General features: G+C 58.1%; 24 protein-coding genes and 3 pseudogenes. 8 read left to right on the forward strand and 19 right to left on the reverse strand.

The window, feature by feature from the left end; genetic code table 11:
• Nucleotides 1-250 precede the first annotated feature (250 nt).
• The 7 genes from M6G53_RS00885 to M6G53_RS00915 form a co-directional block, all read right to left on the reverse strand.
• On the reverse strand, nt 251-730 hold the full coding sequence (locus M6G53_RS00885; protein WP_253328348.1) for a GNAT family N-acetyltransferase: 480 nt from the start codon (nt 728-730) through the stop codon (nt 251-253).
• A 130-nt stretch (nt 731-860) separates the two neighbouring features.
• Entirely contained in the window at nt 861-1,022 is a 162-nt protein-coding gene (locus tag M6G53_RS00890) for a hypothetical protein (protein WP_253328349.1), read from the reverse strand.
• Between the two features lie 141 nt (nt 1,023-1,163).
• Nucleotides 1,164-3,230 (reverse strand): TonB-dependent copper receptor, encoded by a 2,067-nt coding sequence (locus M6G53_RS00895; RefSeq protein ID WP_253328350.1) that lies wholly within the window; start codon nt 3,228-3,230, stop codon nt 1,164-1,166.
• Between the two features lie 225 nt (nt 3,231-3,455).
• Nucleotides 3,456-3,857: a DUF2946 domain-containing protein gene (locus M6G53_RS00900; RefSeq protein ID WP_072265387.1), complete on the reverse strand. Its 402-nt coding sequence runs from the start codon at nt 3,855-3,857 to the stop codon at nt 3,456-3,458.
• Nucleotides 3,858-4,221: 364 nt separating this feature from the next.
• Nucleotides 4,222-5,523: a PQQ-dependent sugar dehydrogenase gene (locus M6G53_RS00905; protein WP_253328351.1), complete on the reverse strand. Its 1,302-nt coding sequence runs from the start codon at nt 5,521-5,523 to the stop codon at nt 4,222-4,224.
• Between the two features lie 10 nt (nt 5,524-5,533).
• Nucleotides 5,534-5,959, reverse strand: coding sequence for a DUF2231 domain-containing protein (locus tag M6G53_RS00910; protein WP_047730692.1), 426 nt, complete (start codon nt 5,957-5,959; stop codon nt 5,534-5,536).
• 326 nt (nt 5,960-6,285) lie between these two features.
• Nucleotides 6,286-6,618: a VOC family protein gene (locus tag M6G53_RS00915; protein ID WP_253328352.1), complete on the reverse strand. Its 333-nt coding sequence runs from the start codon at nt 6,616-6,618 to the stop codon at nt 6,286-6,288.
• Nucleotides 6,619-7,460: 842 nt separating this feature from the next.
• Here M6G53_RS00915 and M6G53_RS25560 point away from each other — a divergent pair.
• The gene (locus M6G53_RS25560) at nt 7,461-7,532 is read left to right on the forward strand and encodes a DUF4113 domain-containing protein (protein WP_366519472.1); all 72 of its coding nucleotides are present in this window, start codon (nt 7,461-7,463) and stop codon (nt 7,530-7,532) included.
• Nucleotides 7,533-7,624: 92 nt separating this feature from the next.
• Here the strand turns inward: M6G53_RS25560 and M6G53_RS00920 are convergent, their stop codons facing one another.
• On the reverse strand, nt 7,625-7,873 hold the full coding sequence (locus M6G53_RS00920) for an Ltp family lipoprotein (RefSeq protein ID WP_253328353.1): 249 nt from the start codon (nt 7,871-7,873) through the stop codon (nt 7,625-7,627).
• 73 nt (nt 7,874-7,946) lie between these two features.
• Here M6G53_RS00920 and M6G53_RS00925 point away from each other — a divergent pair, with 73 nt between their 5' ends.
• Entirely contained in the window at nt 7,947-8,462 is a 516-nt protein-coding gene (locus M6G53_RS00925; RefSeq protein WP_253328354.1) for a hypothetical protein, read from the forward strand.
• Nucleotides 8,463-8,524: 62 nt separating this feature from the next.
• Here M6G53_RS00925 and M6G53_RS00930 read toward each other — a convergent pair.
• Nucleotides 8,525-8,659 (reverse strand): annotated as a pseudogene (locus M6G53_RS00930) (LacI family transcriptional regulator); the annotation flags it as partial.
• On the opposite strand from M6G53_RS00930, the pseudogene M6G53_RS00935 reads away from it, so the two are divergent.
• Nucleotides 8,657-9,076 (forward strand): annotated as a pseudogene (locus tag M6G53_RS00935) (sugar phosphate isomerase/epimerase family protein); the annotation flags it as partial. The pseudogenes M6G53_RS00930 and M6G53_RS00935 sit on opposite strands and share 3 nt — an antisense overlap.
• Nucleotides 9,077-9,112: 36 nt before the next feature.
• Here M6G53_RS00935 and M6G53_RS00940 read toward each other — a convergent pair.
• Nucleotides 9,113-10,045, reverse strand: coding sequence for an AraC family transcriptional regulator (locus M6G53_RS00940; protein ID WP_253328355.1), 933 nt, complete (start codon nt 10,043-10,045; stop codon nt 9,113-9,115).
• Nucleotides 10,046-10,211: 166 nt separating this feature from the next.
• Between M6G53_RS00940 and M6G53_RS00945 the strand changes: the two genes are divergently transcribed.
• Both M6G53_RS00945 and M6G53_RS00950 read left to right on the forward strand, forming a co-directional pair.
• Nucleotides 10,212-11,234, forward strand: coding sequence for an MBL fold metallo-hydrolase (locus tag M6G53_RS00945; protein WP_253328356.1), 1,023 nt, complete (start codon nt 10,212-10,214; stop codon nt 11,232-11,234).
• A gap of 65 nt (nt 11,235-11,299) precedes the next feature.
• The gene (locus M6G53_RS00950) at nt 11,300-12,160 is read left to right on the forward strand and encodes an oxidoreductase (RefSeq protein WP_253328357.1); all 861 of its coding nucleotides are present in this window, start codon (nt 11,300-11,302) and stop codon (nt 12,158-12,160) included.
• Nucleotides 12,161-12,224: 64 nt separating this feature from the next.
• Here M6G53_RS00950 and M6G53_RS00955 read toward each other — a convergent pair whose 3' ends face one another.
• Nucleotides 12,225-12,905: a DUF3223 domain-containing protein gene (locus M6G53_RS00955; RefSeq protein ID WP_253328358.1), complete on the reverse strand. Its 681-nt coding sequence runs from the start codon at nt 12,903-12,905 to the stop codon at nt 12,225-12,227.
• Nucleotides 12,906-13,165: 260 nt separating this feature from the next.
• Entirely contained in the window at nt 13,166-14,086 is a 921-nt protein-coding gene (locus M6G53_RS00960; RefSeq protein ID WP_253328359.1) for a LysR family transcriptional regulator, read from the reverse strand.
• Nucleotides 14,087-14,199: 113 nt separating this feature from the next.
• Between M6G53_RS00960 and M6G53_RS00965 the strand changes: the two genes are divergently transcribed.
• Together M6G53_RS00965 and M6G53_RS00970 are read left to right on the forward strand one after the other, a co-directional pair.
• Nucleotides 14,200-14,664, forward strand: a complete 465-nt coding sequence (locus tag M6G53_RS00965; protein ID WP_253328360.1) for an NAD(P)H-binding protein — start codon at nt 14,200-14,202, stop codon at nt 14,662-14,664.
• Nucleotides 14,577-15,080 (forward strand): NmrA family NAD(P)-binding protein, encoded by a 504-nt coding sequence (locus M6G53_RS00970; protein WP_253328520.1) that lies wholly within the window; start codon nt 14,577-14,579, stop codon nt 15,078-15,080. Before M6G53_RS00965 ends, M6G53_RS00970 begins: the two co-directional genes overlap by 88 nt.
• Nucleotides 15,081-15,140: 60 nt before the next feature.
• Here the strand turns inward: M6G53_RS00970 and M6G53_RS00975 are convergent, their stop codons facing one another.
• From M6G53_RS00975 to M6G53_RS00990, 4 genes and pseudogenes are all read right to left on the reverse strand, one after another.
• Nucleotides 15,141-16,676 carry a phospholipase D family protein gene (locus M6G53_RS00975; protein WP_253328361.1) on the reverse strand — a complete coding sequence of 512 codons (1,536 nt, stop codon included), beginning with the start codon at nt 16,674-16,676 and terminating at the stop codon, nt 15,141-15,143.
• A gap of 301 nt (nt 16,677-16,977) precedes the next feature.
• The gene (locus M6G53_RS00980) at nt 16,978-17,295 is read right to left on the reverse strand and encodes a cupin domain-containing protein (protein ID WP_253328362.1); all 318 of its coding nucleotides are present in this window, start codon (nt 17,293-17,295) and stop codon (nt 16,978-16,980) included.
• Nucleotides 17,296-17,531: 236 nt separating this feature from the next.
• A pseudogene (locus M6G53_RS00985) lies at nt 17,532-18,574 on the reverse strand (NAD(P)/FAD-dependent oxidoreductase).
• A gap of 17 nt (nt 18,575-18,591) precedes the next feature.
• Nucleotides 18,592-19,764: an MFS transporter gene (locus M6G53_RS00990; RefSeq protein WP_253328363.1), complete on the reverse strand. Its 1,173-nt coding sequence runs from the start codon at nt 19,762-19,764 to the stop codon at nt 18,592-18,594.
• Between the two features lie 182 nt (nt 19,765-19,946).
• Between M6G53_RS00990 and M6G53_RS00995 the strand changes: the two genes are divergently transcribed.
• Nucleotides 19,947-20,834 (forward strand): LysR substrate-binding domain-containing protein, encoded by an 888-nt coding sequence (locus M6G53_RS00995; protein WP_253328364.1) that lies wholly within the window; start codon nt 19,947-19,949, stop codon nt 20,832-20,834.
• Here the strand turns inward: M6G53_RS00995 and M6G53_RS01000 are convergent.
• The 3 genes from M6G53_RS01000 to opgC form a co-directional block, all read right to left on the reverse strand.
• Complete coding sequence (locus M6G53_RS01000; protein WP_253328365.1) at nt 20,831-21,238, reverse strand: DUF2000 domain-containing protein; 408 nt, start codon at nt 21,236-21,238, stop codon at nt 20,831-20,833. The genes M6G53_RS00995 and M6G53_RS01000 overlap by 4 nt on opposite strands.
• Before the next feature lie 53 nt (nt 21,239-21,291).
• Nucleotides 21,292-22,140, reverse strand: coding sequence for an AraC family transcriptional regulator (locus M6G53_RS01005; protein ID WP_253328366.1), 849 nt, complete (start codon nt 22,138-22,140; stop codon nt 21,292-21,294).
• Between the two features lie 86 nt (nt 22,141-22,226).
• Nucleotides 22,227-23,429: an OpgC domain-containing protein gene (gene opgC / locus M6G53_RS01010; protein WP_253328367.1), complete on the reverse strand. Its 1,203-nt coding sequence runs from the start codon at nt 23,427-23,429 to the stop codon at nt 22,227-22,229.
• Nucleotides 23,430-23,567: the final 138 nt, after the last annotated feature.

The following is a 23,567-nucleotide window of genomic DNA, read 5'->3' on the forward strand; positions in this document are numbered from 1 at the left end:
GGTAAAAAAAATAGCGGGCGAGATAAAAATAATGTAAACACAGGTCTCGCTGAGACGCAGGTGCATTAAGGCCACGACAGACAAATACTATTTTTATGATGTAAAACCATAGTTCTGATACGAAAGATCTTCAGCCACTCGCCGATCTTATTGCTCTGTGCTTTCGCCGGTATCTGGCTTCTCCTCTAAGCCCTTGAAACCTAGAGGAGATAATGGCAGAGCCTGTGTGGGGGGAGCCGATGCTGCCGGCTTAAACGGAAAAGCGCTTTTTGATTCTATCGATCAGCGTGCCATCGCTGAGTGGCACCTGCGGCAGGCGAGCATACTCGCGAAAGCCCATTTTTTGATAATAGGCGAGGCCGCCGACGTTATCCGCCCGAATGGTGGCATTGATGTGCTTGAAACCGTGCGACTTCGCCGCCGCCAGCGTTGCGGGAAACAACGCGCTGCCGACACCGTGCACCTTGGGGGTCAGGCGGGAGAAGGTAGCAATATCTGCGGTATCGGGCGGCAGGGCATCGTCAGCGCTCAGCGACTGGAAGCCCACCAACAGCCCATCCAGCTCCGCGACCTGGCAACTTCGCGCGTTGCTGCCGCTGATGAACCATTCGCTGAATTCGGCTGGGGTGAGGGGCGTTTCTATCGCGGTGGTGCCGCCGGCGCTGATCACCTCATTCAATAACAGCGTCAGTGCCTCGGCGTCTTGCGGGGTTACCGTTCTGATCTTCATTGCGTTGCTATCTCCTCGACGGTGGTCGTTTCAGGCGTGATGAATTTGCTGGAACCATCGAAACAAGATAGACGCAGACGTCCGATAAGGAAATATCGGAACGTGCCGGACAAAAAAACAGTGAGGGGAATTACATGAACAGGAAGCGGTCGGCCAGCGGAACCCCACGTTCGAGGCGCGGTGGCAACACGTCGTCACGATCGTCAGGCTGAGCAGCCTGCGGCGCGGCGTCTTCGGCTTTTTCAATCATCAGCTCGCCGAGCAGGGCCAGAAAACGAGTGAGCTTTTGCATATTCCCTCCGGATCCTTGATGACAGTGAGAGTGATACTAATCGCCGCTCAACCGAATGGGAAAAACTTAAAACTCATATCCTAAGAACCGGATCGCATATCGCCTGACCGGGCGACGGTTGCCCATCGCCCGGTGTACGGTTTAGAAGGTGACGTTAACCTTGGCCCACAGGGTGCGGCCCGGTTCATTCACCGCGCTGTTGGCCGAATACCCGAAGGCGCTGTTGCCCGCCAGGTTGAGGTGCTCGCTGTAGGTCTTGTTCAGGATGTTATCCAGACCGGCGCTCAGCTTGACGTTTTTATTCACCTTGTAGGCGGCGTTGGCGGAGAGCACGCCGAAGCCGGCGCTTTCGGCAAAGTCTTTGCCCACCACGTTGCCTTCGTTGATCGCCACGCGGTGTTGGCTGCTGACCAAACGCCACAGGCCGGTGCCGCTCCAGTCGCCGTACTCATAGGTGAGCCCCAGACGTGCCTCCAGCGGCGGGATCTGCGGCAGCGGCCGGCCGTCGCTGGTGTTTTTGCCCCAGGAGTAGGCCAGGCTGGCATCGGTTTTCCAGTGCTCGCTCAGCTGGTAACCCATGCCCATTTCACCGCCCATGATGTTGGCGTTGACGTTATCGACCTGGCTGAGACGCGCGTTGTGCGGATCGTATTTGAACAGGATGAAATCATCGACGCGGCCCACGTAAGCGGAGACCCAGCCGTTGAAGCGCTTGCCGTTGTACTGTGCGCCGATATCGAGCTGCGTGGTTTTTTCGCTCTTGACGCTGGAGAACGGATCCTTGCTGCCGTTCGGGCCGAGCTTCGGCGAGAACAGCTCCCAATAATCCGGGAAGCGCTCGGTATAACCGACGCCGGCATACAGCATCAGCGGCAGGTCGGCCAGCGTATGCTCAAGACGCATAAAGCCGCTCGGCAGGGTGTCTGAACGCTCCCCGTCGCTGCCGCTGCGGAAATTCTCCACCAGGGTGCGGTCAAGACGCGCGCCGCCGATCAGTTTATCCTGTTCGCTGGTGGACCAGGTCAGTTCACTGAAGGCGCCGTAGCTGTTGAACTGGGCGTCTTTTTCCCAGCTGCCGCGGCTCATGCTGCGGTGGGTGTTGGTTTGGGTGTCCAGGCCGCTTTCAAGCTTCACGTCCTGCCACTGCCAGGTGCCCATCACGCGGCCGCCGACGGTGCGGCGATCGAGCTGCATCGTCATGCCGGAGGACATCATGTGCCCGCCGTGGCCGCCCATGCTCATACCGCCATGGCCCCCGTGGCCACCCATGCCGCCGCTGCCCGGCGAGCGCAGGGTGACGTTGTCCATCACGTGGTTGGCGTAGTTGTAGTAGACCTGCGCTTCCAGCTTATCCAGCACCTCGCCGATGTTGGATTTTTCCACCCGCATACCCAGGCTTTCGCGTTTGAACTGCGAGCCGTCCATGCTGCGGCCGGCATAGCGCGCTTCGCCGTTGCCGCGACCCATGGTCACTTCCAGCAGCGTGTCGTTGTCCGGCGTCCAGCCGAGCGCCAGATCGCCGTTCCACTTGTCCCAGCGCGACGGCACGCGCGTATTCGTACCATCCTGATAATCGTTGGAGCGGGATTTGTTGGCCATCACCCGCAGGTAGCCTTGTTCGGCGCCGAGGCTGGCGTCGATATTCTCGTCCCAGCGGCCGTTGGAGCCGGTCAGCACGCTGGCGCTGCCCTTGATGCCCGGTTTGTCGAAGCGCGGGCGTTCACGCTCGAAACGCACCGTGCCCGCCGACGATCCCGGCCCCCACAGCACCGTCTGCGGCCCTTTGGTGATGGTCAACAGATCGAAGCTTTCCGGCGAGATGTAAGAGGTGGGCGCATCCATCCGCGATGGGCAGGCGCCCAGCATTTCCGAACCGTCGGTGAGGATCTTCAACCGCGAACCGAACATGCCGCGGAACACCGGATCGCCATTGGTGCCGCCGTTGCGGATCTGCGAAAAGCCGGGGATGGTTTTCAGGTAGTCCGAACCGTCGCTGGCCGGCACCGGCTGGCGAGGGGTTTTCGGCGAGGTGACGATGGTCAGCGGGGAGTAGAGCGGCGCGGTGACGGTGATCACGTCGCCATCATTCACCTGTGCGTCGGTAGGGTGCTGATGCGCCTGCGCCGCGTGGCCGGCCAGCAGGAACAGCGGCATGGCGGTGGTGATGGCGCGGGTAACGGCGTTCTTTTTATAAGTCGGTTTAAACATCATCTTTCCTTAAGCTAACTTTTTTCCGTTCTTGGCCGAGGGATTATTCAGGCGTGGGGCGGCCTGGCGAAAATCACCATCGGAAAATACGGGGGTTAATTCCATCAACATGGAAATAACCGGATTAATAATGTCGTCTCGATGATTAACCGTCGGGCGAATTAATTCCGCCGTGTTGAAGCGATCAACGGCAATACAGAGAACGGCAATGGGCTTATTGTTAAATCAGAGGAAAGAGACGGGGGGCGCGCGCGGCTGTAATTCGGTGTGAACGACGTGGGCAAACAGGGGAACGAGATAGTGAATCGGCGGCGGGCGCGAAGCCAGCAACTGGGACCAGAACAGCGGGGCGTGGCTCACGTCCAGCAGCGGCGCGTGCAGCAACAGCACGCAGTAGCCGCAGGCGCTGTCGTCCATCATCATCGCCATGTTGTGATGGCCGCCGCCGTGCTGCATCAGCGGCTGTGAGGCTTTTTCAGGCTCAGGCGGCGGCGAGTGCATCCCGTGATGCATCGGCATCTCCATGCCGCAATCCGCCATGACGGTCGTTCCAGCACTTCCGGCGCGTACATGCTCCAGGGATCGCGAGACCACCGGCGCAATGAACAACATCAGAATGGCAAACATCCCTAACCAGGCGGCGGCCCGATGTCGCGATGCAGAGCGCTGAATTAACGACACAATCAACCTAAAAAAAGGGTTAACACAGGGTAGGGAATTGTACTGGTTTATGTCGAAATGTTAAAACCTTTTATTTCTGGTCACGGTCTGTTGATGAATATATTATCGAAATGTCGCTTTAATTTTGACCAAAGGCTATTTTTTAGCGCCGATAATGGCACAGGCCCAATATTAATGGCGGAAAACTGGCGAGCACGATTATCCCGCTTTATGACGAACATGCCGCCTGTGGGGCAAGAACGGTCTGGTTGGCACCGACCTATTGAGTGACAATGTCACTGGCAGGTTCACCTGATCCTGCCCGTTAACGTTATTTAGCGCTGACGCGCCAAACGGTGTTGCCCACGTCATCCGCAACCAACAAGGCGCCGGTCTTGTCGACCGCTAATCCTACCGGTGCGCCATAGAGTTCCTTCTGGTCGTCGGAGACAAAGCCGGTGACCACCGCGTTGAGTTTGCCGACCGGCTTGCCTTGCTCAAACGCCACGTAACTGACCCGGTAGCCGTTCAGCGGCGAGCGATCCCAGCTGCCGTGTTCGCTGACAAAGGCGCCGCCGCGATACTCGGCCGGCAGTGCGCTTGCGGTGTAGAACAGCAGCCCCAGCGGCGCGACGTGCGAGCTGAGGGCGTAATCCGGCTTGATGGCTTTCGCCACCCGATCCGGCCGCGCCGGCTGCACCCGCCGATCGACGTGCTGGCCGAAATAGCTGTAAGGCCAGCCGTAGAAGCCGCCGTCCTGCACCGAGGTCAGGTAGTCCGGCACCAGATCGGCGCCGATCTCGTCACGCTCGTTGACGATGGCCCACAGCTTGCCGCTGTGCGGTTCCCACTGCAGCCCGGTTGGGTTGCGCAGGCCGCTGGCGAAGACACGGCTGGCGCCGGAGGCGGTGTCCACTTCCAGCACGGCGGCGCGCCGGTACTCTACGGCCAGGCCGTTTTCGGTGATGTTGCTGTTGGAACCGACGCCGACATACAGCTTTTTACCGTCCGGGCTGGCCAGCAGGGCCTTGGTCCAATGATGGTTGATGGTGTCCGGCAGATCGGCCAGCTCTTTACCCGCATCGCTGATGCGCGTTTCGCCCGGCTGATAGGCGTACTGCATGATGTTGCCGGTGTTGGCCACGTACAGGGTGTTGCCAATCAGCTGGACGCCGAATGGGGAATCGAGCCCCTCGAGGAAAACATGCTTTTCCCAGCGGCCGTCGGCGGTTGGGCGCAGCAGGGTGATGCGGTTACCGCCTTTGCCCCCTTTACCGGACTGGCCTTTCACCAGCCCGGCGATCAGTTGCTTGGGCGTACTCACCGCCTCCGTGCCCGGCCCGTTGGCTTCCACCACCAGGACATCGCCGTTGGGCAGGGTAAGCAGCTGGCGCGGATGCAGCAAACCGTCCGCCACCTTGTCGATTTTCAAACCCTCGGCCACTTTCGGCATCTGGTTCTGTTGCCAGCCGACGCCCTTTGGCACCTGCATCGGCGGCATCAGGAAGTCTTGCGCCGCCGGCAATACCGGATCCGGCCCCATTTGTTGTTCCGGCGAAATGACGGCGCTGTTATCGCAGCCGGCCAGCGCCAGCACGGCGGAAAGCGCAATCGCGGTGGATGATAGCTTCATGAAAACCTCCTTATTTTGCGCGGGCGCCCACGGCCAGCAGAATGTTGGCGAGGCTCAGCAGCGCGACCACGATCGCAGACAGCACCAGGCCTTGCGGCACCACGGCATACGCATCCCGGCTATGCACGAAAGCGTTGATGATGGCGAGAACGATGGCGATCAGATTCAGCCAGAAATGGAGCTTGACCGGTGAACCCTGCAACCGGCCGCTGCCGAACCACACCTGAACCAGGTTAATCAGCCGGGGAATGATGGCAAAAACCAGGCCGATGGCGATCAGCCAGCTGGCGCCATTGACCCACTGAATATTCGCCGTGCAGGCATAGATGATGTCGAAAATCAGCGCCGCGGTGAAAAATCCGTAGGGTAGCGGATTGAGCCATTCATAGACGGCCACCGCGACCGCTGAAGGCCTTGCTGTGGTTTGCGTGGTCATGCAGGTATCTCCATGAAAAATGATAGGTAAAAAAGGCCCAGGCCCCTTAAAGCTTTGTTCAGATTCACCGATTTGAACAATTTTGATTCTCATTTTTAGCATGCGATGTTAAAACCTGAACCCTCACTGCGGCATTATCAATGGCTTAGCAACATCGGGAGGAAGAACATGAGTAGTGAGAATTGCGCCACAACGCCTGGCCAGCATCACCGGAGCAGAGTGGATTGACGTGACGGGGTAACGTTAAGTGACGATGTCACCATTATGTTATGTTAAATGTGGTGCATTTTATCGTGATTAATATACTGTTTTAACAGGAAAAATCACTAGCTCATCGGGTTATGGCAAACCGCTTCGATATTGTGACCATCCGGGGCGATCACAAATGCCGCATAGTAGTGGGCAGGGTAATTGGGCCGTAAACCGGGCGCACCATTGTCTATGCCGCCGGCATTTAGCGCAGACGCATCGACCTGTTCACGGCTGCTTGCGGCAAATGCCAGGTGCAGGTGTGCCGGCTTTTCATTGGTTTGAAACAGGCACAATGACACGTTACCCCGACCGGAACAAAGTTCGACGCCATAGCCGGGCTCGCCTGCGGCAACGATCTTTACGCCCAGCGGCGCCAGCGCATTGAGGAAAACGCTTTTAGCATACAAATAGTGCCCGTTTAAGTGACGCGTTTGGGAGAAATCTGCAGTATCGTAGCCGCCACGTTTTATCAGATTTCACGTAGCGCGATCAAAAAAGCAGGGGATTTCTGGCCAATATCGGCAGGTATGCGCCTAAGAAAATAATGTCCGGTCATCATTACTGAAGCGGGAAATGGCAGAGCGCAGCATCACGGTCGAGGGCTATGATCTTTGGAACACTATCAAGATGAAGCGCTGAAACTACGCGAGATATTGGCTGGTGTGTTAACGGCAATTCATCATATCGGTAGTACAGCAGTGCCAAGCCAACGCTTGTTATCTTGAACGACATTACCGGCAGACGTTGCTAGCAAGTGAACAGACGATCAGACAGTTGGCGTTCAGAGATTTTCTGCGCAAGCATCATGGTATTGCTGAGCAACACAAACACCAGGCAGCAGAAGACCGCCGGCAAAACCCGGCGGCTTATGGTCGGCTGAAAAACGAATTATTTCATCGGCATGAGCAGCCGGCACGGGCATGGTTGGCCGCAGGAGAAAGCCCATGAATCAGGCCCGGACGTCATAATCCACCTATCACCACTTAGGTGCGCATAATGTATATTATGTTAAATTGCCTGCATTGATTATAACTTCATGTGTACCTCTACCACTGCTATAAATCTGACGATTACTCTTTGTGATGGCACTCGCATTCAGGCCATCAAGCTCTTCTATGAGTTCTGGTTGTAGAAACACAGTGTGACGTTTGCCACAGTTTCAATGTATCCATGCACAGCAAGCCGGATAACCGATGCTTTACGCGCGCAGGCCGTTATCCGATTCAGGTTGACGTAGGGTTGACGTAGAATACGCAGGGAACTCCTGTCCCCTGCATACACGACACGTTGGAATGATATTCCGATTGCCAGGCTGCCATGAGTGACCTGACGTTATGGTTGGGGGCCCGCCTGGAAAACGGAAATTATCCTACGTTAATAAAATCGGTGGTCATCGTTTGAACCACGCCGTTTTTAGCAGCCACCGGCCTTTTTGGCACCGTAGGTTGCTTGGTCAACAGTGTATTTGTCTCCGGCACTTGAGGAAAGTTGCTGAATGAGGCCTTTGCACGAGAAGCCCATCATACTGAGATACTGCTTCGCAGATCTAACGGCATTTTTTTGAGGCCCAGTCAAATCTCCCGCCCATGTTGGCGCAGCGAAAAACAAAGCGGCAGTCAGTACTATCTTCAAATAATTCATTGAAATATCTCCATAATCCATACGGCGCCTTTAACGCCCCCGAAACTCTTCTTGTATAGCTTTCTATCTGGTTATCGCTATTACGATAATAGTCTTGCTCAATTCAGATCTTTCTGTTACTGGCATTATGATTGCCCTGTTTTCTTTTCTTGCAGCAGGCTTTATTTTTTTATGCTTTGCCATTTTACTCAAGGATATGTACTCAACGAAAAAGTATATATTAACTGCCATAAAGCAAATAAAAAAGAAAAACCCAATTGATTTCAAAGGAATGCCAGAATTCAAAAGCGGAATTTTTTGCTATAAAAAATCATGGTATGCCCTCTACTCCCCCTCTTTGAATTTACTTGAGATAGGCGTTAATGCGTTTGATAGCCAACCTGAGATTGGCAAAAAGTTCACCCTACGAACGTTGTCTAAGCGTGTTATCACATTCGTTCCTGAAGTAATTCCTGATGAAATCAATGATGACACTGAACTATTCGGCCAACTGGTGATTTTTTGTGAAATATCTACAAGAAATCAGATTATGGCGGAAAATTATATTGAAGCCATAAAAAATGGCTCTGCTACACCCTGGCTTATCCCTGTGCCAGATAAAACGCCATAATTTTAGCATGGCGGAAATGTTATCCGCCATGAGCTCAATCAGCGATCTGAATTCCGTCTTTTGACCACATCAATGTGTTCGCTTTCCGTATTGCGGCACACCTGCACCAGCGGGATCTGATGCAGATCTTGCGCGATCGCCACCCACTCCTTGGTTAACACCGTCGCCAGGAACAGAATGCCATCGACCTGCAGCTGCTGGTGTGGAATCCGGAAACGCTGTTCCGGCTGCGCGAGGCGGTTGGCCCGATGGTGGGCCTGAACCTCGATCCCAGCCACCTGATCTGGATGGGCGCGGATCCCATCGCGGTGGCCCGCGCCCTCGGCCCCGCCATTCACCATGTGCACGGTAAAGACGTGCGCCTTGAGCGCGGCGTCGTTGAGGTTAACGGGCTGCTGGAGACCAGACCGATCGACGACGTGGCCGGCCGGGCCTGGAACTATGTCGCCGTCGGCTGCGGACGGGATCTGCAGTGGTGGAAGGCGTTCTTCTCGGTGGTGCGCATGGTGGGCTACAACGACTGGGTGTCGCTGGAAATGGAAGACCTGACCATGTCGGTCGATGCCGGCATCACCACCTCCGTTCAGGCGCTGCAGCAAAGCCTCAGCCAGTAAAGCCAGGCGCGGCGGCCACGGCCGCTGCGCCCCCTTTCACTCCGGTTCACTTGCCCCGGCCGGCGTTTGCCGCCGATACTGCGACGGCGACTGCGCCATCACCCGCTTGAAGGCGGTGCTGAACGCGCTTTCCGAGCCGTATCCCAACGAGTAGGCGATCGACGCGACGTTTTCTTTACCGGCCCGCAGGCGATCTGCCGCCTGCAACATACGCCAGCGCGCGAGGTATTCCATGGCGGTGCTGCCAACCAGCCCTTTGAAACGTTGAGCGAATACGGTGCGGGAAATGCCGGCGATGCGGGCCAGCTCTTCCAGCGTCCAGTTGCGCGCCGGCTCGGCGTGCATGGCGGCGATCGCCAGGCCGATCTGGCGGTCGGTCAGCGCCAGAAACCAACCTTTCGGCAGCCCATGGGCCGTTTCGAGGAACTGGCGAAACACCTGCACCAGCATCAGGTGCGCGAGGTGGGTCGACATCAGCGCACCCCCGAGCTGCGGATGGCGCAACTCGTTCGTCCACTGTTCGAGCGTCCAGCGTAAAACGCCCGCCTGGCTCGAGGCTTTGGGGATGTTGATGATCGGCGGCAGCGCATCAAACAGCAGCGCTGCATGTTGGCCGGAAAAACCGAAACGCCCGCTGATCAAAAAGACCTCGCCACCGCCGTTATGCACGGCGATGCCGTCGCGCGTCGCCTCGGCCATGATCTGCTCCCCTCCCTGCGGCGGCAACGCCGGATCGGACGCAACCCTGAAGCGCCGCCGACTGTTCAGCAAAAAGCAGTCCCCTTCGCGGAAATGGATCGGCTGCGCCAGATCGTCGGTCATGCCCCAGCAGGCGCCGCGCATCACCGCCGTGAATTTGATGCCTTCATGAGGGGGAAACTCGAACGACCAGTCCCCGGCGGCGTCGAAACCGGCGTAAAACTGGTTTTGGGGTTGCAGCAGCGACAGCACGTCTGACAGCGGGTCCATAATGAAATCCGTACTATTGATAAACAAACAAGTACTTTAGCGCATGGATCGTCCGTCTCTCAAGGCTTATTCTTGACGACAAGTTTTATCGCGTCGTACGGACAAAGGTGACCTGAACCGCGTCGCTGCCCGAATCATCCATTGTTGTGCTGAAGGAGTTCTGACTTTGAGCCGTTGTTCCAAATTGCGCCCGGCAGCGGGCGGCTATGCTTCATCGCCACAATGGCGCGATCGGCGCTTTAACAATCAGCGGCCGCCGGCGCCGGGTGACCTGCCCGAGTCTACCCTGCGCGTGTGGTGGGACGTATTTTTCAACAAACCCAAAGGCACGGTGCCGGCGACGCCGGTGCCGACTCAGCGCCTGTCGTGCGCTGAGCTTGAGGCAGCGCCCGATCGTAGCCTGTACCGTCTGGGGCATTCCACGGTGTTGCTCAAGCTGAGCGGCCAGTGGTGGCTGACCGATCCGGTGTTCTCCGAGCGGGCGTCGCCGCTGCCGTTCGCCGGGCCAAAACGCTTTCACGCGCCGCCGATCGCGATCGAGGAGCTGCCGCCGATCCGCGCCGTGATCCTCTCGCACGATCATTACGACCACCTGGACCAGGCCGCCATTCGGGCGCTGGACGGCAAGGTGGGCCAGTTCGTCGCACCGCTCGGCGTGGGCGATCGCCTGGCGGCCTGGGGCGTGGCGCCGGACAAAATCCGCCAGTTCGACTGGTGGCAAGGCACGGAAATCGACGGCCTGCGGCTGACGGCCACCCCGGCCCAGCACTTTTCGGGCCGGAGCCTGACCGACGGCAACTGCACGCTGTGGTGTTCCTGGGTGATTGAAGACGATGAGCTGCGGGTGTTCTTCAGCGGCGACAGCGGCTATTTCGCCGGCTTTGCCGAGATTGGCCGCCGTTTTGGCCCCTTTGACCTGACGCTGATGGAAACCGGCGCCTACGACAAACGCTGGCCCTATGTGCATATGCACCCGCAGCAAACCGTGCAGGCGCACCGGGATTTGCTCGGCCGCTGGCTGCTGCCGATCCATAACGGCACCTTCGATCTGGCGATGCACGCCTGGCAAGACCCGTTCGACCAGGTACTGCGCCATGCCGCTACCTCTAGCGTGCAGGTCGCGACGCCGATGATCGGCGAACGTGTCGATATCGTCCGGCCGCACCCCGGCAGCCGTTGGTGGCGCTAAGCGCCGTTTTATTGATTCGCAGGAAACGTGAAATGAACAATGACCATAAAACGAGGAATCTCGATATGAACAAAACCTGGTTTATTACAGGCGCATCTTCCGGCTTCGGCCAGGCTTTGGCTGAGGCCGTGCTGGCCAAGGGCGACAACGTGGTGCTCACCGCCCGCCGCCAGGAGCCGCTGCAGGCGATCGCCGCCGGCCACGGCGAACGCGCGTTGGCTCTGCAGCTGGACGTGACCGATCCTGCGGCGCGCGCCGCCGCCCTGAAGAAGACCGTAGAAACCTTCGGCCGCATCGACGTGCTGGCCAACATCGCCGGCGCCGGTTCTTACGGGGCACTGGAAGAGTTCACTTCCGAACAGATCCGCGCCCAGATGGAGCTGAACTTCTTCGCTGCCGCCGAGCTGTCGCGTGAAGTGCTGCCGCAGATGCGCGCTCAACGGTCCGGCCATATTCTCAATCTGACCAGCATCGCCGGCCTGGTGGCCTTCCCCGGCAGCGGTCTGTACAACGCCACCAAGTTCGCGTTGGAAGGGTTTACCGAAGCGCTGCACCACGAGGTCAAGCCGCTGGGGATCCACGTCACGCTGATCGAGCCGGGCGCCTTCCGTACCGGTTTCGCCAGCAGCGCCGCCATGAAGGCCGAACACGAAATCGCTGCCTATGCGCCACTGGATGCCGGCATGGAGGAGTATTACCGCACGCAGAACGGCAAACAGATGGGCGATCCGGTCAAGGGCGCTCGCGTGATCGTCGATATGGTGGCAAGCGCCACCCCGCCGGTGCGTTTGATGCTCGGTAAGGACGCGTATCAGCTGTGGGACAGCGCGGTAGCCTCCCGCAGCCGCGATCTGGCGCCGTGGCGTGAACGCGGTGAAGATACGGCCTTCCCCGGCGCCGCGATGAACCCCGTTCAGGCGCTGTAATACCCACCTTTCAAACGGGCTGCCTATGTAGCCCGTCAGGATATTGATACTTGCAATTTGCGCTTCACTCTATCGTTGCCATAAATTTTTGATACCCTCCTCCTTTTTTAATATTGTACTCTTTTAAGGTCGGTTGTAGTTTTGCGTTTCTCTCATGAAACTTAAAGAAACCACGGCTAACAGTTTCGTCAATAAGACGCAAATATTCACCTGAGCCTGACGTTTCAAGTTGCTCCAAGGTTAAGCTTTCTTCTTCAAGAAATTCAGTGACCAATTCCCAAAAAGGAATGTGGTGGTCAATATGAAGCTCGTCATTGTTATGAATAAGTTTGCCCGAGATTGCACACCGAACAGGAAACTGCAACGAACGCCTAAAGTCTATCATCTGCTGTCTAATGATAAAACGGAGTGCCTCGACAGTTTTGGCTCGCCGTGTTTGGCGTTCGCCATCAATACATGCCTTGTATGAAAAACGCTCTCTGCTGTTGTCTTTTCTTATTATTTCAAAACCTTTCCCAGCCCCTTGGGTATTAGATGTCACTGAAAAATCTTTTACTCCAACGCCTATTTTGCAGGCTGCTTTAGGGTGCATAACTAAAAGATAGTGGAGTTTTTCTATCGTCTCTGGGTGGGTTACTATTCCCTCTCTTGCTCTCTGAAGGAAGTTCTTGATGCTCTCTTTCAATTCATTTTTATTTTTGTATACATAATCACCTAAATGGAAAGAATAATTATCTCGACTCATTATTAAACCCGGTATTAGTGCACAAATAGTATTATCGGTATGCCATTCTTTCAGAGGACTGTCAATAATCGGAGGTATTCCTCAGCGACTGAGGACAGTAGAGTTCTATATTCACCATTTAGCTGACGACTTATTTGTAAAACAATAAAAATGACAATGGTTACATTTCCGCCAACATCAACGACAGCGCTCGACACCATTCCCCACGGCGTCGAGCCGATCGCCGGCCGCACGGCGACGGTCAGTTTGAGTGAAACTCATTAAGCCTGTCCCTCCGGCGTCAACCCGGCGATCAGCGCCTGCAGTAAAGCGCTGACCTTCGGCTGCGCCCGGCGGCTTTTCAGCCAGACCACGTTGATCGGCAGGCCGTCGGTCGCCAGATGCGGCAACACCTCGGCCAACGCCCCTTCCTCTAGCTGCCGTTTGACCAGCCAGGTCGGTAACTGGGCAATGCCGTGCCCCGCCAGCACCGCCGTCAGCTGCCCCTGTGCATCGCCAATGGCCACCCGCGGCGTCAGCGTTCTTCGCTCTACCGGCTGGGCACCGCTTCCCGAGAAATGCCAGGGCGTCTGCACGCCGTCGTTTTCCTGATACAGCACGCAATGATGATGCGCCAAATCAGCGGCGGTGGTGGGTTCACCGTATTTATGCAGGTAACCGGACGCAGCGCAGAAGATATGCCGCTGCTTACCAAGGTAGTGATGCCCCAGCGTATTTGGCCAAACATCTGAACCGCCGATGCGCACCAGGATATCGATGCCTTCGCTGACCGGATCGGCGAAGCGGTCCGAGAACGTGATATGCGGCACCAGCAACGGGTGATCCTCAATACATCGCAGGATCACCGGCAGCGCATGCAAACGGCCAAAGGAAGCAGGAAGATCGATGCGCACCCTGCCGCGCGGCTCGGCGTTTTCCGCCTGCATCGCCAGTTCGGCCTCTTCCAGCTCGGCCAGCACACCGGTACAGGTGCGATAAAATTGAGCGCCGGCGTCGGTCAGCGCCAGCCGCCGCGTGGTGCGCTGGAACAGCTTGGTCTGTAACCGGCCCTCCAGCCGGGCGATCCCTTTGCTGACGGCGGAGGCGGTCAGGTTCAGGCGTTCCGCCGCCAGCGTAAAACTGCCCATATCGGCCACGCAAACAAACAGGCCGATCCCTTTAAGACGTTCCGAAGAAAACATGCCCCACCTTATTGATGAATTTATTTCCTGCAACTCGGTAATTTATAGCGTAAATCATGATTTTTATTCCGATAGACTTTCCCTCGAAGCGTTAAAAACCGCAAGAGGTAAATATGAAGAACAACAAGCCCCAGATCCTGATCACCGGCGCCACCGGCCAGATAGGCGGCGCGACCCTGCGTCTTTTGCAATCCCAGGCAGAGATCGAGCCGGTTGCCGCCGTGCGCTCTCCCGCCAAGGCGGCGCCCTTCGAAAAACTGGGTATCCGCACCGTCCTGCTCGACTTTGATCGGGAAGAGACGCTGGCACCGGCGCTGGCCGGCATCGAGCGCGTATTTCTGGCCACCGGCTACACGGTGGACATGCTGCGGCAAAGCAAGGTGTTTCTCGATCGCGCGCGCCAGGCCGGCATGTCGTGCACCTCGGCGCCTGCGGCCGTGACGACACCACCGTCGCGCATTGGGCCTGGCACCAGCTCATCGAGCGTTACATCGAGTGGTCGGGATTTTCTTTCACCCACCTGCGGCCGGAGTGCTTTATGCAGAACCTGCTCAACTACGACGGCGTACCGGCGGTGAAAAACGGCGTGATCCGGCAATATACCGGCGATGCGCCGTTCAGCTGGGTGGACGGCGACGATGTAGCGCAGGCGGCGGCGCTGGCGCTGCTGCACCCCGAGCGGCACGGCGGCCAAACCTACCGCATGGGCTATGACGTTAAATCCTACGGCGAGATCGCTGCCATGATGACGGAAGAGCTGGGGCAGCCGTTCCGCTATGAAGCGCAAGATCCGCAGATTTTTCTGGACGAGATGCGCGCGACGGGCGCCGAAATGGCCTATATGAGCTGCGTCTACGACAATTTTCGCCGCATGGCGGCGCGCGATATCCCAGGCGTCGAGGAGGTTTTCGATAATTTCCCGCAGATTGCGGGGCGAGAGCCGATGCGGCTAAGGGCGTTTATCCGTAAGCACCGCGACAAGCTGGCCTACTGAGCCTCGCAAGGTTCGCCGGTTTTGGCCGGCGAACCTTTTTTGCGCCCTACCGCCGCGCCGTTACAGCATCCACTCGATAGGCAGCCAGCCGGCCAGGGTGAGAATAATGCGTTTTACCCAGCCGGCGCCAGGCTCTTGCTGATGCACCTCGGTGTGGCCGTCTTCGAAGGCTTCGTTCCACACCATTTTGCCTTCGGGCGTCAGCGCCGGGCGGTAGGCGGCGTACTCAAGCGGGCCATCAAACAGTTGGCGAGTGTCGGCCGCCAGCGTCGGGCTGTCGATCAGGAAGCCCATTTCGCAGTTCAGGTGTGCCGATCGCGGATCGAAATTGAACGAACCGATAAACACCCGCTTATCGTCGATGGCAAAAGTTTTCGCGTGCAGCGCTGCGCCGGACAGCCCCAACGGCTTGAGTTCCTTGCGCCCGGTCAGTTGACCGGCGCGCAGCTTCAGTTCAAACAGCTCCACGCCCGCCTGCAGCAGCTCACGCCGGTATTTGGCGTAGCCGGCATGCACCACCAGCACGTCGGTGGTGTTCATCGCGTTGGTCAGCACGCGTATGGATTTACCCTGTTTGGCCAGCGCTTCAAAGAAGGTCGCGCCTTCCCGGCCCGGCACGAAATAGGCGGAAACCAGTTCCAGCTGCCGGCTGACACCGCCGATAATCTGGCCCAGCTGCGTCACCATCAAATGTTCACGTGAAGCCTGGCCCAGCCCTTTCACCGGATCGTCGGCCACCAGCTCTACCCTGGTGAATTCAGGCTGGACGGCGCCATCACGCAAGCGCACCGCGCTGGTTTCCAACTGCACCGCCAGTTTGCGGGCGCGCTCGCTGCTTTCGGTCGCGGCGGCCTGCGCCAGGAAGGCCGAAAGGTTGCCTTTGCCTCGGATAATCTGTTCAACGCCAAACACCGACGCGCTGTTCCAGTAGCGATCGAAGACCTCTGCGGTCTCCGCCACCACGTTGCCGACGCTCAGCACGTCAAGATCGAGGAAATAGTTTTCGTCGCCGACCTGGAAATACTCGTCGCCGATGTTGCGGCCGCCGATGATCGCCGCAGCGCCGTCGACGATGTAAGACTTGTTATGCATGCGGCGGTTCATGCGCATAAAGTCGAAGGCGTAGCCGGCCAGCTTCGGCGTGCGCACGGTCGATGGGTTGAACAGGCGGATCTCGACGTTTTCCTGCGCGTTCAGCGCCGCCAGGGTCTCGTCCATGGCGACGCCGTTATCGTCCAGCAGCAGCCGCACGCGCACGCCGCGCTGGGCGGCGTCATACAGGGTTTTCAGCAGGATCTGCCCGGAAGTGTCGTTATGCCAAATGTAGTACTGGGCGTCGATCGACCTTTCCGCCATCCGCGCCAGCGCCAGACGGCTGGCGAACGCATCGTGCCCGCTGGCCAGCGGCACCACGCCGCTCAGTCCTGGATGCGCCGCCATCAGTTCGGCGGCCCGCGCCGGCAATGGCGCGGTAGGATCCGCCGGCAACGCCGCCTGCGGCAGACGCTGGGAAATATCCGGCAAACGAAAGAGGACTCTTGCTGCAATAATGGCGATCGTCACGGCGAGAATCAGATACACGACAATTTTTATCACGGGAAGCGGCCTCGGGGGTTGACTGCTTTGCTTTATACGTCATTAGGTTGCTTCAATCTATAGGAGAAGCGCGCTATGCAAGACGGCTATAGCGTAAAGCGCGAAGGCGAAACGCCAAACCGTTTTTTGGACGCCACCGAATGTGACGTTCTCGCAAACCACACCAGGGGCCTTAAAAGCGCGGCGGAACGAATCAGGAGGTGAACGCATAATCGGCAGGTAGCTCAGCCTGGGAGGCGGCTCGATGCTGACAGGATATGGAGAGCGCCAGGTCTCTCCTCTATCCATTTTCGTGATCCCGTCAACGGGCCAACTCGGCGCCGTCCAGCTCGGAAATCGCCAGACAAATCACCTCCGTGATGGCCTGTACGGTATAGGCGGTATTGGCAGGTATGATTAACATCTCATGAGGCTGCAACGTCTGATCGTCGACGTTCAGTTCACCGCTCAGCACCATCAGTTTCACCCACCCCGGATGAAAACGCGCCGGTTGTCGGCTGCCCGCATCCAGTTTCAGCAACGCCGTATGGCCTGGCGACTCCCGTTTCAAGATATGGTAGTGCACCCCATCGTAAGGCATGTTTTCGTAATGCAGTGACGCCAGTGTTCTCTTATGCATGGTAAGTGTCCTCGTGACCTGTGAGTAGCTGCTCCGCCTTCGGTCGCCGAAAAAACGATTGGCGGCTGTCCCTACCGAAAGCTCCGGCTCGCAGCCTCTTGGCGAACCGATTAACTGCCGTACTTGCCGCGGCCCGAGCGGCCGCGCTTCATGCCCAACCGGCCTCAGGCATGCTAATAAATATATAAGAGCCTCGCCGAGGGCGCAAAAAAACCGCTGCGCGGCTGAGCGTATATTCATTTCCCGTCGTCAAATCGCTCGGGGCGATAAGCGTGCGGAATGGCAGGATTGACGCCATACAGCAGCTCGTCGCTGACCAGCCGGCCAAGCGTTGGCGCGCACATCACTGCCGGGTGCATCACCGCCACATAGAGCCGGGTAGCGCCCAGTGGCCCGATGATGGGATAACCGTCGCGCGGCCGGGGCCGCATCCCCACCGAACACGCCTGCAGTTGCAAGGGTGCCGTATCCGGCAGGCGGTTTTTAATCGCCGATTGCGCGTCGTTTTCCACCCGTTTAACGTCCCCCTCCGGCAGGTAATCCTCCGCCGCCAGCAGATCGCCGTTTTGCGTATGGCGCACTTCAACGTCATCGCCCGCAATCAGCGTGTTCACTGCCAGCGCCGCCGCACGATAGCGTAACAGAATCGCCGGCGACGCCTCGATCGGCAGCGAGAACCCGCTGCCATCCAGCAGCGCGGAGATTCCCGTGCCGCAGGCAAGCACCACCCGATCGGCGGCAATCGCGCCTTCCTCGGTAACGATGCCGATTATCTGCCCCTCTTCACGCAAAAATCCGGTGACGGTTCGCCCCAGGAGCAACTCCCCGCCCCACGCGCTAACGCACTCGAGCAACCGCTGTGTCACTTCTTGCGGATCGACGGCGCCGTCACGCGCCGCAAAATAGGCTTGGCTATCGGGCTGCCTGAGCCCCGGTTCCAGCGCGTTCACCTCGGCGGAGGGCAAACCCGATTGTCGGGGTTTTGCGTCGCCGGCGCCTGGCCATAGCTGAGCGCGCCGGACCAATTCACCCAGAGATCCGGGATCTCCTGCGCCAGGCGCATCCAGTCAGCGACGATCTCGCGCCGCAGAAACGCGTCGGGAGCGCCCTCAGGCACGCCTTCGCTGATCCAGCCAAACGAGCTGCCTGTGGCCCCCGCCGCGGGATGCGCCTGCTCAACGACGACAACGTGCTGCCCTTGGCGCGCGAGATGATAGGCGACCGATGCCCCGACAATCCCGGCGCCCACGATAACCATGCGTGATGATGTTCCATTCATTTAATGATGTCCGTACCTCATTTCAAGTGCTGCCGCCAAAGCAGGCAGGCCGCCAGACAGGCTACCCCACCACCGCAGGCCAATACGGCATAAGACGTGCCCCAGCTCTGGGTGGTATCCATCACGACGCCAAAGGATAACGGGGCGAACGAACCGATACCGAACCCCAGCAGCGATCGCCAGCCCATCACGCTGCCGAGCTGTTGCGGCGGCACGTTGTCCGCCATCGCGGCCGACAGCACGCCGGAGTCGCCGAGGATGAAGAAACTGCCGATGCTGACGGCCAGCAGCGTCCATCCCGGCCCCCAGTTCGCCGACCAGCCCATCAGCAGCGATCCCAACGCGCCGGCGGCGCCCATAAACATCAGCACCGATGCACGGTTGAAATAGTCGGAAACGGTGCCGACAATCAGCGTGGCAACCATGCCGGCCAGATGGATCACCGCCGCGACGATCAATCCGGCGCTCAGCGGATCCAGCGAGAAACCGCTTAACGCCTCGCTGACCAGGCTGGGTGCCCAGGCCCAGTTGCCGAGCAGCTCCCAGCTGTGGGCGATATACCCGATCAACAACAGCAGGGTCGCATAGGTGATAGCGTAGCCTTCACGTTTCGTCCTCCTCCCCAGGGGGCGTGGCTGCGGTTCCTGATAACCGACCAAGGCCAACGAACCGGCCAGCGCCCCCAGCAACGCGCCGGCGGCGCACAGGGAAAACGCCACGCCGGCGCCCCAGCGCATGGCGCTCCAGCCGGCGATGAAGACCGACAGAAAATACCCCAGCGAGCTGGCCGCCAGCATCATGCCGACGGCATAACCGCGCCGGGCCGGGCCGTTCATTCCCATCGCCAACAGCAGCGCCGGCGTGTAGGCGCCCCCCTGCGTCAGGCCGACGAAGGCCATCAACACCAGCGCACCGGCATAAGAATGAGCAAATACGGCGAACAGCGCCAGCGCGATGGCGCCCAGCCAGGAAAACAGCAGGTAAACCCGGCGCGCGCCCAACGAATCACACCACCAGGAGGCCACCAGCAAAGCCAAGGCGTTGGTCAGGCTGAACACTGTCTGCACCGTACCGGCGGAGGCGGCGTCGAGCTGCCACTCGCTTCTGATGGTCGGCAGTGCGCCGGCGAACATCATGGTGCCCAGGCAGAGGCCGGCCCGGCTCACGCAAAGCAGAAAGAAAGCGCGCATCTCAGCGACACCTTCCTGCCCATCGATGGGTGAGGATAACTCGACCAACACGGGCGACAAGACGGGGAAACCTCAGCATGGCACACTCGGCAAATCTGGGGAGGATGCGTCATAATAGTGAGCAAAATCAACGGCTGGCAAACGATCTTTCCTCGCTCATTTGGTTGAGCTAGACTCAACCTATGAAAAAAATCCATTCCCTGCCGCACCTGCCTGCTTTCGAAGCCGCCGCCCGTCTCGGCAGCTTCAGCGCCGCTGCGGATGAGCTGTTTCTCACCACCGGCGCCGTCAGCCGCCACATTCGCAGCCTGGAAGAACAACTGGGGATCACACTGTTTTATCGCGGACACAAGTCCGTGCGGCTGACGCAGGCCGGCGAGAACTTTTCCCGTACCGCGTCCCGGGTGATAAGCGAACTGTTTGCCGCGGAAAACGCGCTGAAAACGAGCGCCGGCCGGCAACGGCTGGTGGTGCACAGCCTGCCGACGTTCACCATGCACTGGCTGATGCCAAAGCTGGCGGCGTTCAATGAGATTCATCCTGAGGTCGCGATTGATATCACCACCAGCACCGGCGCCGTCGATCGCAATACGCCGTTCGATCTGGCGATCAGGCGCGATCCCGCGCACTTCTCCGGGCTGAAAGCGATCCCTTTCCTGCAGGAAGACAGCCTGTTGGTCTGCAGCCAGAGTTATTTGCACGCCACGCCGGTCAGTGCGCCGGGCTGGCTGGCCGGGCATACCGCCATCCGCATCCGCGCCCGTGAGGATTTATGGCACAGCTGGCTGAATACCTACCCGACGGCGCTGGACGCCTCACCGCCGCCGCTCACGCTCGACCATACCTTTGCCGCCATTCAGGCGGCAGAGGACGGCCTGGGGCTGGCCGTCGTGCCTTACCTGTTTTGCGCCAAACATCTGTCGTCCGGCCGGCTGGTGTCGCCTTTCCCGGCGTTGACTATCCGCACCGGCGTTTACTCCCTGCTGCTGCGCGATAGGGACGATGAGGTCGTGAGAAAATTCGCCGCCTGGCTGCAAGCGTTCCAGGCTGAGATCCCGATTAGGGGTTAGCCGTGGAGCACCAGGCCTTTTATCGCCTTGTCCACCGCTTTCTTCGGCCCGCGCAGCGCCAGGCCGACCAAGTCCAGATTGTCCGCGTCTTCGGCGAGAAACGCCTGCCGGTTGGCTTCATCGTGCCCGGTCGAGAACATGGCGTGCACATAGGGGATCAGCGTCAACTCTCGCTCCAGCCCCTTGCGATGCACATTTTGCAGGCTCGGCAGATCCGCGGCGAAAATCAACATCGGTTGCCCGGAAATGCCGCCGTAGCGGCGGCCCTGCGCATCCACGTAGCACTCGCCGATGATTTCCGGGGCCGCGGCGGCGATGCCCGTCGCCAGAAAGGCCACCACGTTCAGCCGCTGCCAGGTTTGCAGATCGTCACGCACGACAAACGCTATCTTGGTATCAAACATGTTTCGCTTTACTCCGTTGTGCTGTTAAAAGCACATCATCGGCGAAGGACGAATCAGCGGTATAGAACGTTTGTGCACTGGCGTTGATAGGCCGCCGGCGATAAACGGTAGGCGCGCTGGAACCAGCGGCCCAAATGGCTCTGATCGGCAAAGCCCACCTGCATGGCGACCTGCGCCGGTTCTTGCCCCTGGGCCAACAACACGCGTGCCGCCCGCAGCCTTAGCCGAACCAAATAAGCATGCGGCGACTGGCCGAAAGCCTTGGTGAACTGACGGGTCAGTCGGAAACGGTCCAGACCGCACTGAAGCGCCAGGTCATCCAGGCTTGGGTTATCCGCCATATGCGCATGCAAATAGTCCCGTAAACGATTCATCTCAATCAAAGCGTCATCGTGTTGGGAAAAGGGCCTGGTGCGGACATGCCGTGACAACAGCGTCAGCAGATGGTCCAGGCTCTGATCGCGCGCCAGTCGCCCTTCTCTATGATGCAGCGAGAAAAAGGCCTGCTGTATTGCGGTCGCCAGCATCGGATCGTCGGTCAACGTGCTGTGGAAGGCGCCTTCCAATACCGAGGCATCCCCCAATCCGCGGCGATGCATCGCGTCGCAGACCCAGCGCTGCGGCAGATAAAGCATCGCATAGGTAAACCCCTCGGCCTGTGGCGCATGGCCATCATGCACCGCGCCCGGTTCGATCAGCATGGCTCTGCCCGGCCGGCTGGTATGCAATGAACGGTGGCAGTTGAAACGCTGTAAACCCTGCTGCGTGACGCCCACCAGCATTTCATCATGATCGTGCGGATCGTAGGCATGTCCCTGAAAGTGGGCGTTGACGCTCTCGATGCCGGTTTCGTCATCGCGTCGCAGTTCAAGCCAGTCTTTATGTTGGCGATTTGGCGTCATGCGGTTGTTCCATGCTCAAGCTCATCGTGAAAAACACAGCGTCATCTTAGGTTCATTATCTTATGACATCTGTTTTTCGGCTAAAGCTAGTTGGGAACAATCTTTTTCAACAGGCCGTAACGCGCCATCACCCAAAGCGCCATCAGACCGGCGACATGCACCGCCGTATTGAAGAGCCAATGTTGCGTCCAGAGATCGAAGGTCACGAACTGGCTGATGAACAACACCAGATAGACATGAATAATGAAGGTATACAGCGAGTTTTGCCCCAGTACGATCAGGAACCACCCTATGGCCTTGTTGATCGGCTGCCAGCAGACGGTCAGCAGCCAATAGACGCTGGCAATCAGGCAAAAATCATTCAGGATGCGTACGGGCCCCAGCGCATTCTTGGCGGCAAGGTGCTGATAAAACCAATTGAATTCCGCTGCCGGGATCACATGCATCATCAATGCCGGCGGCATAAAGGGATTGGTATGGTTCTGCGCGACGAACAGCATGGCCAAGGCCACCGCCGCCATGAGATAACGTGCCATCTTGCCGGCCTGGGTTCGGGCCAACGACGCGATCTCCTCTTTATACCACCCGCAGCACAGGCCCAATACGTAGATCAACTGCCAGGCCAGGAAAGGAAAAGCGAACTCGAACTCCGCCGACGTCATCGGCATGTCACTGAGCTGGTAGTAGCCATAAGCAATCAACGACAGCGCCAGCAGCGCGGCTCCCCTGCCCGTGTTCAATAGCCAGAGGAACAGCGGGCTGAACAACAGCAGATAGAAATAGAGCCCCAGAATTTGCGTTTGATGCGGCCCGATCTGCAAAAAAAGAATCTCGTTAAACCAGGCCTCTTTGACCTGTTCATTAACCGGATACATCGAGTATACCGCCCCCGAAAAACGATCGACAAAATGCGTCACTTCAAACGTATCGATAAAGTCCAGTGCTCGCACCAGCAGAATACTTATAATAATAACGATGTTAACGAAATAAAGCTTTACCGCACGGCGTACCAGCGAATAGGCCACCGTCAACATGGGTTCAGTTTGTAACTGACGTCGTTTCATATTGCCGAGAATAAAGCCTGACAAGATAACAAAGCCCTCCGCCCCGGTCGTCAATCCGAATCTTTCCCAGGTGAAAATATTCAAAACCGACATAACCTCCACGTGCGCCACCACCATCATCACCAGCGCTATGCCGCGCAGCATATCGATGCGCAAATCACGTTTTCCACTGGCAACATAATGAATCGCCGTCGTAGGATACTCATCAACTTGCTGTAAATTCATTGGGTTATCTCATGATGCTCGATTTGAAAGACGGCACTACGTGGTTTGCTTGCACCTGTAATTAATTGCAAAATAAATTTATAACTTACTAATCATTTTATTCCCCTGACAGGCCTCTAGGAATTTTAGATGAAAAAA

This window comes from Serratia nevei (assembly GCF_024160145.1).
In the GTDB taxonomy this organism is placed as follows: domain Bacteria; phylum Pseudomonadota; class Gammaproteobacteria; order Enterobacterales; family Enterobacteriaceae; genus Serratia; species Serratia nevei_A.

Coding starts and splice junctions, on each gene's coding strand:
- opgC (WP_253328367.1), bottom strand. CDS start 23,429: ATGAATTTACAGCAAGTTGATGAGTATCCTACGACGGCGATTCATTAT.
- M6G53_RS00980 (WP_253328362.1), bottom strand. CDS start 17,295: ATGCATAAGAGAACACTGGCGTCACTGCATTACGAAAACATGCCTTAC.
- M6G53_RS01000 (WP_253328365.1), bottom strand. CDS start 21,238: ATGTTTGATACCAAGATAGCGTTTGTCGTGCGTGACGATCTGCAAACC.
- M6G53_RS00960 (WP_253328359.1), bottom strand. CDS start 14,086: ATGTTTTCTTCGGAACGTCTTAAAGGGATCGGCCTGTTTGTTTGCGTG.
- M6G53_RS00995 (WP_253328364.1), top strand. CDS start 19,947: ATGAAAAAAATCCATTCCCTGCCGCACCTGCCTGCTTTCGAAGCCGCC.
- M6G53_RS00920 (WP_253328353.1), bottom strand. CDS start 7,873: ATGGATTATGGAGATATTTCAATGAATTATTTGAAGATAGTACTGACT.
- M6G53_RS00965 (WP_253328360.1), top strand. CDS start 14,200: ATGAAGAACAACAAGCCCCAGATCCTGATCACCGGCGCCACCGGCCAG.
- M6G53_RS00895 (WP_253328350.1), bottom strand. CDS start 3,230: ATGTTTAAACCGACTTATAAAAAGAACGCCGTTACCCGCGCCATCACC.
- M6G53_RS00890 (WP_253328349.1), bottom strand. CDS start 1,022: ATGCAAAAGCTCACTCGTTTTCTGGCCCTGCTCGGCGAGCTGATGATT.
- M6G53_RS00885 (WP_253328348.1), bottom strand. CDS start 730: ATGAAGATCAGAACGGTAACCCCGCAAGACGCCGAGGCACTGACGCTG.
- M6G53_RS00955 (WP_253328358.1), bottom strand. CDS start 12,905: ATGAGTCGAGATAATTATTCTTTCCATTTAGGTGATTATGTATACAAA.
- M6G53_RS00940 (WP_253328355.1), bottom strand. CDS start 10,045: ATGGACCCGCTGTCAGACGTGCTGTCGCTGCTGCAACCCCAAAACCAG.
- M6G53_RS00950 (WP_253328357.1), top strand. CDS start 11,300: ATGAACAAAACCTGGTTTATTACAGGCGCATCTTCCGGCTTCGGCCAG.
- M6G53_RS00910 (WP_047730692.1), bottom strand. CDS start 5,959: ATGACCACGCAAACCACAGCAAGGCCTTCAGCGGTCGCGGTGGCCGTC.
- M6G53_RS01005 (WP_253328366.1), bottom strand. CDS start 22,140: ATGACGCCAAATCGCCAACATAAAGACTGGCTTGAACTGCGACGCGAT.
- M6G53_RS00905 (WP_253328351.1), bottom strand. CDS start 5,523: ATGAAGCTATCATCCACCGCGATTGCGCTTTCCGCCGTGCTGGCGCTG.
- M6G53_RS00900 (WP_072265387.1), bottom strand. CDS start 3,857: ATGTTTGCCATTCTGATGTTGTTCATTGCGCCGGTGGTCTCGCGATCC.
- M6G53_RS00990 (WP_253328363.1), bottom strand. CDS start 19,764: ATGCGCGCTTTCTTTCTGCTTTGCGTGAGCCGGGCCGGCCTCTGCCTG.